The sequence below is a fragment of the Streptomyces fradiae ATCC 10745 = DSM 40063 genome, from assembly GCF_008704425.1.
In the GTDB taxonomy this organism is placed as follows: domain Bacteria; phylum Actinomycetota; class Actinomycetes; order Streptomycetales; family Streptomycetaceae; genus Streptomyces; species Streptomyces fradiae.
The window spans coordinates 5,352,682-5,365,021 of sequence record NZ_CP023696.1 but is presented as its reverse complement, the minus strand read 5'-3'; the positions used below and the strand labels follow the sequence as shown (position 1 = coordinate 5,365,021).

Sequence of the window (12,340 nt, the reverse complement as noted above, 5' to 3'; positions counted from 1 at the left end):
GGGAGGGGATGGCCGCGCACCTGGCGCGCGAGTGGAGCCGGAGGGGCGCGCGGGTACCGGGAGGCCGATCGCGCGGAGGCGCGAAGCGCTGAGCACGTTCGGTCGCCCGGGACCCGCTCACAGCGCCCCGCAGGCGCAACGAGCCTGAGAAGAAGGAGCGCCCCGCAGGCGCGACGAGCCTAGAGACCGTTGCGGGCGATGACTCGCGCGTACCAGGCCGCGCTCTCCTTCGGGGTGCGGCGCTGCGTGGCGAAGTCGACGTGGACGATGCCGAACCGCTTGCCGTATCCGTACGCCCACTCGAAGTTGTCCAGCAGCGACCACAGGAAGTAGCCGCGCACGTCGGCGCCGTCCTCCATCGCCCGGTGCACGGCGGTCAGGTGCTCGTGCAGGTAGGCGATCCGCTCGGGGTCGCGGACCTGTCCGGACGGGTCGGCGTAGTCGTCGTAGGCGGCGCCGTTCTCGGTGATCAGCAGCGGTACGTGCGGCAGTTCGTCGCGGAGCCGGGTCAGCAGCTCGTACAGGCCGCCGGCGTCCACGGGCCAGTCCATGGCGGTGCGCGGGCCGGGCGCGGGGTGGAAGGCGACGTGCCGCTCGGCGCCGGCCCAGGGGGACGGGGACTCGGACGTCCCGGCGGCGACGACGGTGGGCGAGTAGTAGTTGATGCCGAGCGAGTCGATCGGCGCCGATGTGGCGGCGAGGTCGCCGTCCCGGACGAAGGACCAGTCGGTGACGGCCTCGGTGTCGCGGACCAGGTCGTCCGGGAGCCGGCCGTGGAAGACCGGGTCGAGGAAGATCCGGTTGGCGACGGCGTCGATCCGCCGGACGGCGTCCTCGTCGGCGGCGGAGGGGGTGAGCGGGCGCAGGGCGTGGAGGTTGAGGGTCAGCGAGACTTCCGCCGTGTCCGGCAGGGCGGCGCGCAGCGCCTGGACGGCCCAGCCGTGGGCGAGGTTGAGGTGGTGGGCGGCGCGCAGGCTGTCCGGGGCGCTGGTGCGTCCGGGGGCGTGGACGCCGTTGCCGTACCCGAGGAAGGCGGCGCACCACGGTTCGTTGAGGGTGGTCCAGGTGGCGACCCGGTCGCCGAGGGCGTCGGCCATGAGCGTGGCGTACTCGGCGAACCGCCGGGCGGTGTCCCGCTGCGGCCAGCCGCCCGCGTCCTCCAGCTCCTGGGGCAGGTCCCAGTGGTAGAGGGTGGCGACCGGGCGGATGCCGGCCTCGACGAGCTCGTCGACGAGGCGCCGGTAGAAGTCGAGGCCCTTCTGGACGGCGGGGCCGCGCCCGGTGGGCTGGACGCGGGGCCAGGCGACGGAGAAGCGGTAGTCGGTGACGCCGAGGCGCCGCATCAGGGCGATGTCCTCGGGCATCCGGTGGTAGTGGTCGGCGGCGATGTCGCCGGTGTCGCCGTGGTGCACCTTGCCGGGTGTGTGGCTGAAGGTGTCCCAGATGGACGGCGTCCGGCCGTCCTCCGTGGCGGCGCCCTCGATCTGGTAGGCGGCGGTGGCGGTGCCCCAGCGGAAGCCGCGGGGGAAGCGGAGGCCGGTGGATGTGCCGTCGGTCTCGCCGATGGTCCCGCCGGTGGGTGTGCCGAGTACGGCCATGGCTGATCGCTCCGAGGGTGAGGTCGGTTGGGGGATGGCGTGGTCGTTGGCCGGGCGCGGCCGGTGGCCGGTGGCCCGTGCCGTCCGCGCTCCGTGCTGTGCGTGGTCCGTCCGCGGCGCGCGCGGCCGTGCCGTACGTGGTCCGTCCGCGACGCGCGGCCGTGCCGTCGTGGTCCGTCCCGCGCGGTGGCGCGGTCCGTCCGCCGCCGGGTCAGCCCTTGACGGCGCCCTGCATGATCCCGCCGACGATCTGCCGGCCGAGGAGCACGAAGACCAGCAGCACGGGCAGGGTGCCGAGCAGGGTGCCCGCCATGATCACGGACTGGTCCTGGACGTAGCCGCCGCCGAGCTGGCGCAGGGCGACCTGGACGGTCGGCTCGGAGGAGGACAGGGCGACGATGGGCCAGAAGAAGTCGTTCCAGGCGGCCATGAAGGTGAGCAGGCCGAGGACGGCCATGCCGGGGCGGGCGATCGGCACGACGATCGACCAGAAGATCCGGGCGGTGGAGGCGCCGTCCACGCGCGCGGCCTCGATCAGTTCGTCGGGCAGGGACTGCACCAGGTACTGGCGCATGAAGAACACCCCGAACGCGGAGACGAGGCCCGGCAGGATCACCGCCTGGAGCTGGTTCACCCAGCCGAGCTCGGCGATGAGCATGAAGAGCGGGATCACCCCGAGCTGCGGCGGGATCATCATCATGCCCACGGTGACCGCGAGCAGCGCGCCCCGGCCCCGGAAACGGAGCTTGGCGAAGGCGAACCCGGCGAGGGTGCAGCACAGCACCGTGCCGAGGGTGATCGACCCGGACACGATCAGGGAGTTGAGGAGGGCCTTGCCGATGTCCGCCTCCGCCAGGACCGCCTCGAAGTTGCGGATCAGGTGCGGTCCCAGCAGCAGGGCGGGCGGGACGCTCGCGAGGTCGGCGTTGGAGCGGCTGGCGGCGACGATCGTCCAGTAGAACGGGAAGGCGGAGAAGAGCACGGCCACGCCGAGGATCGCGTAGGCCAGGGGCCCGGCCTTCATGGTGCGTCCCGCGCGCGACCGGCGCGGGCGGCCGGGCGCTCTGCGGGCACGCGCGGTGGGCGGGGCCTGGGAGGTGGCGGGCGGGTCGGCGAGGGTGGTCATCGGCCGGCCTCCTTGCGGTTGCGGCGGCGCGCGACGAGGGCGTTGGCCCCGACCAGCACCAGGATCAGCAGGAACATCACCCAGGCGATGGCCGCGGCCCGGCCCAGGTGGAAGAAGCCCCAGCCCTGCTCGTACAGGTACAGCCCGAGGGTCTGGTACTGGTGCGAGATGCCGCCCGACATGGAGCCCTCGAAGAGCAGCGGCTCGCCGAAGAGCTGGGTCGCGCCGATCGTGGACACCACGACCGTGAAGAGGATCGTCGGCCGCAGGCCGGGCAGGGTGACGTGGAGGAACTGCCGCCAGCGGGAGGCCCCGTCCATCTCGGCCGCCTCGTACAGCTCGGAGGGGATGGACTGCATGCCGGCGAGGTAGATGAGCGCGTTGTAGCCGGTCCAGCGCCAGATGACGATGGTGGACACGGCGATCTGGGAGGCCAGCGTGCCGTTCTGCCAGTCGATCGGGCCGATGCCGACGAGGCCCAGGACGTAGTTGAACAGGCCGAAGTCGCGCCCGAAGAGCTGCGCGAAGACCAGGGTCGCGGCGGCCACGGAGGTGGCGTACGGCAGCAGCATGGCGGTGCGCAGGAAGGTGCGGGCGCGCAGCTTGTAGTTGAGCAGGTGCGCCAGGCCGAGCGCCATGACGAGCTGCGGCACGGTGGACAGCACACCGATGGTGAAGGTGTTGCGCAGCGCGGTCCAGAAGAACTCGTCGGCCAGGAGGGCGGTGTAGTTGCCGAGGCCCCGCCACTCCATGTCGCCGGGCGTCTGGAGCTCGACCCGGTAGAGCGAGACGAAGGCGGTGTAGAGGAGCGGGAAGAGCCCGAAGGCGGCGAAGAGGGTGAAGAACGGGGCGACGTAGGCGTACGGCGAGAGCCTGTCGCGCAGGCGGCGCGCCGGGGCGGTGCGTGGCGGCGTCGCCGGCTCTGCCGGGGCGGTGAGGGTCACGGTGCGGCCCTTCGACGGGAGGCGGGCCTCCCCCGCCGCCGAGCGGGGTCGGGTGCGGCGGCGGAGGAGGCGGTGCGGGCGGGGGGAGGGGGTGCGGGCGGCGGAGAGGAGCACCTACGGCGGGCGGCACGGACCACCGGACCAGCGGACCGGAGCGCCGGAGCGCGGAGTACCGGAGCGCCGTAGCGCGGCGCCGGGGCGTGACGCCGCCAGGTCGCTACCCCAGCGTGTTCGCGACGCCCTTCCTGGCGTTCTCCCACGCCTTCTGCGGGGCGAGGCCCTTGCGCTCGACCTCGCTGAGCGCGTTGGTGATCTGCTGGTTGATGTTCTGGTCGTGCACGCCCAGGACCTGGACCGGTGCCGTGTTGGCCGCGTGGCCGAAGATCTGCCCGATGGGGGCGTCGGAGAAGTACGGGTCCGTGGTGCCGGCGATCTTGGTGATGGCGGCGGTGGCGGAGGGGAAGTTGCCCTGCTTGGCGAAGACCTTGGCCTGCTGCTCGGGGGCGGTGAGCCACTTGATCAGCTCGTACGCCTCCTTCTTGTTCTTGGCGGCCTTGGGCACCGCGAGGTAGGAGCCGCCCCAGTTGCCGGATCCGCCGGGGAGGGTGGCGATGTCCCACTTGCCCTTGCCCGCCTCGCCGGCCTGGCCCTTGATGTAGCCGAGCATCCAGGCGGGGCAGGGGATGGTGGCGAAGGAGCCGGCCGAGAAGGCCTGGTTCCACTGCGGGGACCACTGGTCGAGCTTGGCGCTGAGTCCCGCCTCGCTCGCCTCGACGGAGGTGTCCCAGGCGGTCTTCAGGGCCGGGTTGGTCTCCCAGATCAGCTCGCCGGAGGCGTTGTAGTACCGCTCCTTCTCCTGCCCGATCATGATCGAGAAGAGGCTGCCGACACTGTCCAGCCAGGCGCTCTTGCCGGGTGCCTTGGCCTTGTACTGCTTGCCGAGCTCCAGGTAGCCGTCCCAGGTGGACCAGCGCTTGGACAGCTCGGTGCGGTCGGTGGGCAGTCCGGCCTTCGCGAACAGGTCGGTGCGGTAGCACATCGCCTCGGGGCCGACGTCGGTGCCGAGGGCGAGGACCTCGCCGTTCTTCGCCGTGGCGGCGGCCCACTTGGCCTCGGCGAACTGGCCCTTGAGGGACTCGGCGCCGTACTTGCGCAGGTCCTCGAAGCGGTCGGCCTGCTGCTGGGTGACGGAGGCGATGCGGCCGACCTCGACGCCCTGCACGTCGGCGAGGCCGCCGCCCCCGGCGAGCCGGGTCTGGAGGGACTTCCAGTAGTCGGCCTCGTCCTGGGTGTCGGTCTGCTTGATCTTCACGTTCGGGTGGAGCTTCTCGTACTCGGCGTACAGGCCCGCCTCCTCGTAGCCGAAGGAGCCGAAGAGGTCGACGGTGACCGTGACCTTGCCGCCCGCCGTGTCGGACAAGGAGGTGCCGGAGCCGGAGCCGCAAGCGGCGAGCAGCGTACCGGCCAGTACCACCCCGCCGAGGCGGAGGGCCGTTCTTCTCCTGGCGGCTCTGGCAGTGGTCATGGGTGCCTCCTGGGCTTCGGTGGAGCACGAGGCGCTTGAGAGCGCTCTCAGATGTGCATGTGGAGACTGCACGGGCGCACCGCGCGCCGTCAAGGAGTGCAGGGATAACGGCTTGGACTCGCTGACACCCGGGGGCATATCACCTCTTTCGCCGCGCGCGGCCCGTCCGGCCCCGCCGCACCGGGCCACCTCGCCACCGCGCCGCTCACGCTCCTCCGCCCGGGGCGGGCCGGTCACCCACGAGGCGGCCCGCGGGTCACCGCCGGACCCCGCGCACCGCCCGCACCCCCCTCCCCGCCCGGACGCCTCCGCGAAGCCGCACCCCCTCCCCCGCCCGGCGCGCTCCCGCGAGGCCGCGGCCCCGCCACCGCCACCGCCACCGCCACCGCCACCGCCACCGCCACCGCGCGGGAACGACACACCCGCCCCCGTGGCAGCGGCGCACGCGGCAACCGGAAGGAGTTTCGGTGCGGAGTATTGACCGCCCCCGGGCCCCGCCCTACGTTGTCGGCGACTTGAGAGCGCTCTCAGAAGGGTTGTGCATGAGATCCCCCCGCAGAAGACTGTCGTTGCTGACGACGGTCGCCCTCGCCGCCACGGCGCTGGGCACCGTCGGCACCGGCAGCGCGTCGGCCGCCACCATCGACGTGGGCAAGGGCGGCTACAGCGACGTCCGCCCCGCCGGCCGCCAGGGTCCGTCGAACAACGGCGGCCAGCCGGTCAAGCCGAAGGTGACCGCCGCCATGGCGGACACCCCCGTGCCGACGAACGACTGGTGGTCCTCACTGGCCTTCCAGCGCTTCGCCGCCAACCCGTGGTCGGAGAACATGTACGGCCACCCGCTCACCTACAAGGCGGTCTCCGGGGGCCTGGAGGTCGGCTATCCGACGACGCACCAGGTCGTGGGCGGCGGCCGGCAGTACGAGTTCCCCCACAAGGCCGACCTGACCCTGGGCCTCGCCGGGCTCAACTCCCCCGACGCCAAGGCGGACGGGTGGAGCGACTGGACCGTCAGCCCCTACTGGAGCGACGGCGCCCGCACCCTGCGGACGACCATCGGCCACGGCCTGCCGTACGTGTACGCGGAGGGCACCGGAGGGGCGGCGCAGATCAGCGCCGCGGCGCCGCCGACCGTCTTCGCCGACCAGGGCAACGTCCTCGGTGTCACCATCGCGGGCCACCACTACGCGCTGTTCGCCCCGAGCGGCAGCGACTGGACCGTCTCCGGCGACGAGATCCGGGCGGACCTGGGCGGCAAGGACTACTTCTCGCTGGCGGTCCTCCCGGACAAGGCGGCGCTGGCCGACTTCGCGAAGTACGCCTTCAGCTTCGTGACCGGCTCCGCCGTCGAGTGGGAGTACCGGGAGGGCGACGGAGAGGTCCGGGCGACCTACTCGCTGACCACCGAGGCGAAGGAGGGGAGCGCCACCGGAACCTTCCAGGCGCTCTACCGCCACCAGTGGCTGCACACCGGCGACCCGCTGACGGACCACCGCTACGTCTCGTCGCGCGGCGAGATGAAGGTCCGCGAGGGCACGTCCTTCACCACCGTCCAGAAGGTGAACGGCGTGCTGCCCGGCCTGCCGAGCGCCGCGGGCGTCGACAAGGCGAAGCTGAAGGCCTACATCAACGACGTCCTGACCCAGGGCGACCCCTTCAGCGGCGCGATCGACACCTACTGGACCGGCAAGGCCCTCGGCAAGCTCGCCCAGCTCGTCCCCCTCGCGGACCAGGTCGGGGACACCGCCAACCGCGACAGGCTGCTCGCCCTGATCAAGGGCCGCATGGAGGAGTGGTTCACGGTCGGCGGCCCCTCGGAGTTCTCCTACGACAAGGACTGGCGGACCCTCATCGGGTACCCGGCGTCGTACGGCAGCGACCAGGAGCTGAACGACCACCACTTCCACTACTCGTACTACGTGATGGCCGCCGCCGTCGTGGCGCAGTACGACCCGCGGTGGGCCGCCGACTCGGAGTGGGGCGGCATGGTCAAGGAGCTGATCAAGGACGCGGCCAACCCGGCGCGGGACGACGCCAGGTACCCGTTCCTGCGCGGCTTCGACGTGTACGCCGGGCACAGCTGGGCCGCGGGGCACTCGGCGTTCGCCGCGGGCAACAACCAGGAGTCGTCCTCGGAGTCGATCAACCTCAGCGCCGGCCTGATCATGTGGGGCTCGGCCATGGGCGACAAGGCGCTGCGCGACCAGGGCGTCTACATGATGATGACCGAGTCCGAGTCGATCGCGCAGTACTGGTTCGACGCCGACCAGGAGGTCTACCCGGAGGACTTCACCCACGACGTCGTCGGCATGGTGTGGAGCAGCGGCGGCGCCTACGCGACCTGGTGGACCGCCAACCCCGAGGAGATCCACGGCATCAACTTCCTCCCCATGACCGGCGGCTCGCTCCACCTGGCCCGCGAGAAGGACATGCTGCGTCGCAGCGTCGCCGAGATGGAGCGGGAGAACGGCGGCCCGGCCGTCGAGTGGAAGGACATCTTCTGGCAGGTCCAGGCCCTGTACGACCCCGCCAAGGCCATGGGCTACTGGAACCAGTGGAACGGCGGCTACGTCCCCGAGGCCGGTGAGACCAAGGCCCACACCTACCACTGGGTCGCCACGATGAACTCCATCGGGTCGCCCGACATGACGGTCACGGCGAACTCCCCGACCGCCGTGGTCTTCGACAAGAACGGCACCAGGACCTACGCGGCGCACAACTACACGGCCGAGACGTGCTCGGTGCTCTTCTCCGACGGCGGGGTGCTGAACGTCCCGGCGCGGTCCACCGCGTCCGGCGCCGGCGACGACACCGAGCTCGGCACCCTGTGCGGCGCCCCCGGCGACGACCGGCCCAGCGCGCCCGGCACCCCGGTCGCCGGCGACGTCACCGACGACTCCGTCACCCTGACCTGGGAGGCGGCGACCGACGACCTCGGTGTCAAGGACTACGACGTCTACCGCGGCGGCGCCAAGGTCGCCACCGTCACCGGCACCACGTACACGGACACCGGGCTCGCCTCGGGAACCGAGTACACCTACAGCGTCCGGGCCCGCGACACCTCCCACCAGGTCGGCCCGGCCAGCGGCACCGTGACCGTCACCACCACCGGCACACGCGACATGCCGCCCGGCGCGCCCGGCGCCCCGGTCGCCGGAGAGGTCACCGGCACCACCGTCGAGCTGACCTGGGGGGCGGCCGCCGACGACAGGGGCGTCAAGGACTACGACGTCTACCGCGGCAGCGCCAAGGTCGCCACCGTCACCGGCACCGCCCACACCGACACCGGCCTCACCCCCGGCACCGAGTACACCTACAGCGTCCGGGCCCGCGACACCGCCGGGCAGGTCGGCCCGGCGAGCGGCACCCTGAAGGTCACCACCTCCGGCCCGCCGCCCGTCACCGGTGACACCCTCTACCTGCACCCCGAGGGCCGGCTGGCCACCCAGGCCGCCTCGGCCGGCTCCCCGGAGACCATCCCGTCCGCGGGCGGCGCCAACCGCGACGGCACCCCGCACAACCCGCTCGTCTACGAGGTGAAGAACGTCCGCGGCACCCTGAAGGCGGGCTCGACCACGGCCTTCACCTTCAAGGTCGACGCCGGCACCAGTGTCGGCCTCGCCCAGCAGGCCCGGGTCTCCTACGACCTGACCGGCGACGGCACCTTCGACCGGGTCGAGACGTTCCGCTACTTCGCCACCGACCCGCTCACCGGCTGGGAGGACTACTCCTCCGCCCGGCAGGGGACGCACTCGGCGTCGGGCACCCTGGGCGACCTGGACGGCGGCACCGTCCGCGTCGAGGTCTGGAGCGCCCTGGGCAACAACCCGTCCACGATCCAGGTGGGCACCGGCTCCGTCCTGACGATCCCCTTCGCCTGACGAGGCACCGGGCCGAGCCGTCCCGGCCGCACCCGGCCGCGACACCCGGCCGCGCCCCGGCCCGGCCGGCGGGCACCCTCCGCCGGCCGGGCCGCGGGCCCCGCGGGCCGGGCCCGTTCGGCGGACGGCCCACCGGCTCCACCGGCTCCACCGGAGCGGGCCACCCGCCCCGCCGAAGGCGGGCCCGCCCCGCCCCTCCCCCGCGCACGCGGAGGAGGCCCCCCACGACCAGGAGGACGACCATGCCCGTGAGACGCGAAGGCCGGGGCCGTCCGGGCCCCCGGCTGCTCGCCTCGGTGGCCGCCGCGGCGCTCGGGGTGACCGGGCTCCTCGCCACCGGTCCCGTGCACCGCGCCGAGGCGGCCGTACCGGACACCATCGCGCTGACCGTGACCAACAACTCCGGCACCGGCCGGCAGGTCCACCTGTACAACCTCGGCACCGAACTGGCCACGGGGCGCCAGGGCTGGGCGGACGCCGACGGCACCTTCCACCCCTGGCCCGGCGGCGCCGTCCCGCCCGTCCCGGCGCCGGACGCCTCCTTCGCCGGCCCCGCCGACGGCGAGTCCATGACGATCCGCCTGCCCAGGTTCTCCGGCCGACTCTACTTCTCCTACGGCGACAAGCTCGACTTCCGGCTGGCCACGGGCGGCCTGGTGCAACCGGCCGTGCAGAACCCCACCGACCCCAACCGGAACATCCTGTTCAACTGGTCCGAGTACACCCTCAACGACTCCGGACTGTGGCTCAACAGCACGCAGGTCGACATGTTCTCCGCCCCGTACGCCGTCGGCGTGAAGCGACCCGACGGACAGGTCGCGATGACCGGCCACCTCAAGCCCGGCGGCTACCAGGGCGTGCTCGACGCGCTGGAGGAGCGCGGCGGCGGCTGGGAGAAGCTGATCCAGCGGCGCCCCGACGGCACCGTCCTGCGCGCCCTCGCCCCGAGCCACGGCATCGAGGCCGGGGCGCCCCTGCGCTACTCGCTGGACGACTACATCGACCGCGTCTGGCGGAAGTACGCCACCCAGACCCTCACCGTCACCCCGTTCTCGTACCAGCCCGAGATCAAGTACCACGGCCGGGTCACGGGCGACACCATGAACTTCACCGACGGGTCGGGCGCCCTCGCCGCCTCCTTCCCCAAACCGGACTCCGACAGCGTCTACGGCTGCTACAAGCACCTCGACGCCCCCAACGACCTGGTCCGCGGCCCCCTGGCCCGCACCCTGTGCGCGGCCCTGAACCGGTCCACGCTCCTCGACAACCCCCACCAGCCGGACACCTCGCCGGCCGCGTTCTACCAGGACCCCGTCACCAACCACTACGCCCGGGAGATCCACGAGCACATGGCCGACGGCAAGGCGTACGCCTTCGCCTTCGACGACGTCGGCGCCCACGAGTCGCTGGTCCACGACGGCGACCCGCGCCACGCGTACATGGTGCTCGACCCGATGACGGGCGGCAGCGCACCGCCCCCGGACCCGACGCCGACCCCCACGCCGAGCCCGACACCGACCCCCACCCCGACGCTCCCGCCCACCGGCGACACCTTCCACCTGCGCACGGGCGGGCGGCTGGACACCACGAGCGCGGAGGCGGGCGCGGACACCATCCCGTCCGCCGAGGGCGCCACCCACGACGGGACGCCCCACAAGCCCCTCGTCTACGAGATCCGCGGCGTGACCGGCACCCACGACCCCGCCCGCCGCACCGACTTCACCCTGCTCACCGACGCCGGCACGCACGTGGCCCTCGGGCAGCAGGCCCGCGTCTCCTACGACCTGACCGGCGACGGCACCTTCGAACGCGTCGAGACCTTCGCGTACTTCGCGACCGACCCGGTCCCCGGATACGAGCCGTACACGGGCTCGCGCGCCGGACTGCGCTCGGCCACCGGCGCCCTCGGCGACCTGTCCGGGGGAACGGTCCGCGTCGAGGTGTGGAACGCCATCGGCGCGGCCCCGGCCCTGCTCCGGGTGGGCACGGGCTCCACCCTCACGATCCCCTTCCGCTGACCCGGCGCGGCGCCCGGCCGCGCCGACACCGCCCGTTGTCGGCGGTGCGCGGCGTGACCGGGCCACCCGGCCGGCGTTGGGCCAGGGAGGCGATGAACATGACCGAGGACAGGGGCGAGGGCGCCGCGACCGTACCGGCGGGCGACACGGGATGGGCGACGGCGGACACGTCGGGCCAGGCGGTGGTCGCCGCGTTCGGGCGGACCATGAAGACGCTGCGGACGCGGGCGGGGCTGGAGCGCGAGGAGTTCGGACGGCGGATCGGGTACTCGGCGTCCACCGTCGCGGCGTACGAGCAGGGGCGGCGCATCCCGCCGCCGAGGGCCATCGAGCGGGCGGACGAAGTTCTGGACGCGGGCGGGCTGCTGACGGTGTGGAAGGACCAGGTCGGGCGGGCGCAGTACCCGCCGTTCTTCCAGGGCATGGCCGCGCTGGAGAGGGAGGCCATCGAACTGCTGGCGTACGACACGCTGATGGTCAAAGGACTGCTGCAGACGGAGGAGTACATGCGGGCGGTACTGGCCATGCGCAGACCGCCTCTGGACCAGGAGACGGTCGAGCAGCGGGTGGCCGCCCGACTCGCCCGCCAGGCCATCTTCGACCGGCCGTCCGCACCACTGCTGAGCTTCGTGATGGACGAGTCGGTACTGCGGCGCCGGCTCGGCGGGGCGCGCGTCCTTCGCGGGCAGCTGGAGCACCTTCTGCTGGTCGGTCAGAAGCAGAACGTCGAGCTTCAGGTGATTCCTCTCGACTGCGAGGAGAACGCCGGGGTCGACGGGCCGTTCACCGTCGTCACGCGTGGCGACGGCGCGAAGTTCGCTTACACCGAGGCACAGGGGATCGGCACCCTGGTCACCGACCCGGCTCAGGCGGCTCGCGCCGCCGCCCGCTATGGGATCATCCGATCGCAGCCTCTCACCCCGCGAGAGTCCCTGGAGTTCGTCGAAAGGTTGCTGGGAGAGCTATGAACACCGCTGAGTCCTCGACCGTCGCGTCCGACCTCGCCTGGTTCAAGAGCAGCTACAGCGGGGCGGAGGGCGGCGACTGCGTCGAGGTCGCCGCCGGAACGGGATCCGTCCACATCCGGGACTCCAAGGCCGTGGCCGGTCCTGTCGTCCGTGTGTCGCGTGCCGCGTGGGCGGGCTTCCTCCAGGGGGCCTGACCGCCGTACGCGCCGCTGGAGCCCTGCCGCCCCTCCCGGGGCCGCAGGGCTCTCGCGGTGCCGGACGGAACCGGTCGGGACCCGGC

7 protein-coding genes and 1 pseudogene are annotated in these 12,340 nt (G+C 72.6%); 4 read left to right on the top strand and 4 right to left on the bottom strand.

Going from position 1 to position 12,340, the window contains the following annotated elements; all coding sequences use genetic code 11:
* Positions 1-179: 179 nt before the first annotated feature.
* The 4 genes from CP974_RS23795 to CP974_RS23780 form a co-directional block, all read right to left on the bottom strand.
* Positions 180-1,598 (bottom strand): GH1 family beta-glucosidase, encoded by a 1,419-nt coding sequence (locus CP974_RS23795; protein ID WP_051839873.1) that lies wholly within the window; start codon positions 1,596-1,598, stop codon positions 180-182.
* A gap of 211 nt (positions 1,599-1,809) precedes the next feature.
* Positions 1,810-2,724, bottom strand: coding sequence for a carbohydrate ABC transporter permease (locus tag CP974_RS23790; RefSeq protein ID WP_031135104.1), 915 nt, complete (start codon positions 2,722-2,724; stop codon positions 1,810-1,812).
* Positions 2,721-3,668, bottom strand: a complete 948-nt coding sequence (locus CP974_RS23785; protein ID WP_031135106.1) for a carbohydrate ABC transporter permease — start codon at positions 3,666-3,668, stop codon at positions 2,721-2,723. The genes CP974_RS23790 and CP974_RS23785 overlap by 4 nt, the downstream gene beginning before the upstream one ends.
* Positions 3,669-3,885: 217 nt before the next feature.
* Positions 3,886-5,193, bottom strand: coding sequence for an ABC transporter substrate-binding protein (locus CP974_RS23780; protein WP_031135108.1), 1,308 nt, complete (start codon positions 5,191-5,193; stop codon positions 3,886-3,888).
* A 542-nt stretch (positions 5,194-5,735) separates the two neighbouring features.
* Here CP974_RS23780 and CP974_RS23770 point away from each other — a divergent pair.
* From CP974_RS23770 to CP974_RS23755, 4 genes and pseudogenes are all read left to right on the top strand, one after another.
* Entirely contained in the window at positions 5,736-9,074 is a 3,339-nt protein-coding gene (locus tag CP974_RS23770; protein ID WP_078915436.1) for a glycosyl hydrolase, read from the top strand.
* A 242-nt stretch (positions 9,075-9,316) separates the two neighbouring features.
* Positions 9,317-10,531: pseudogene (locus tag CP974_RS23765) on the top strand (glycoside hydrolase family 64 protein); the annotation flags it as partial.
* A gap of 659 nt (positions 10,532-11,190) precedes the next feature.
* A complete protein-coding gene (locus CP974_RS23760) occupies positions 11,191-12,060 on the top strand; it encodes a helix-turn-helix domain-containing protein (protein WP_051839164.1) in 870 nt (289 codons plus the stop codon).
* Positions 12,057-12,254, top strand: a complete 198-nt coding sequence (locus CP974_RS23755) for a DUF397 domain-containing protein (protein ID WP_031129754.1) — start codon at positions 12,057-12,059, stop codon at positions 12,252-12,254. Before CP974_RS23760 ends, CP974_RS23755 begins: the two co-directional genes overlap by 4 nt.
* Positions 12,255-12,340: the final 86 nt, after the last annotated feature.

Excerpts from the sequence above, each read along its gene's own strand:
- CP974_RS23770 (WP_078915436.1), top strand. The coding sequence starts at position 5,736 with ATGAGATCCCCCCGCAGAAGACTGTCGTTGCTGACGACGGTCGCCCTC.
- CP974_RS23755 (WP_031129754.1), top strand. The coding sequence starts at position 12,057 with ATGAACACCGCTGAGTCCTCGACCGTCGCGTCCGACCTCGCCTGGTTC.
- CP974_RS23790 (WP_031135104.1), bottom strand. The coding sequence starts at position 2,724 with ATGACCACCCTCGCCGACCCGCCCGCCACCTCCCAGGCCCCGCCCACC.
- CP974_RS23760 (WP_051839164.1), top strand. The coding sequence starts at position 11,191 with ATGACCGAGGACAGGGGCGAGGGCGCCGCGACCGTACCGGCGGGCGAC.
- CP974_RS23780 (WP_031135108.1), bottom strand. The coding sequence starts at position 5,193 with ATGACCACTGCCAGAGCCGCCAGGAGAAGAACGGCCCTCCGCCTCGGC.
- CP974_RS23795 (WP_051839873.1), bottom strand. The coding sequence starts at position 1,598 with ATGGCCGTACTCGGCACACCCACCGGCGGGACCATCGGCGAGACCGAC.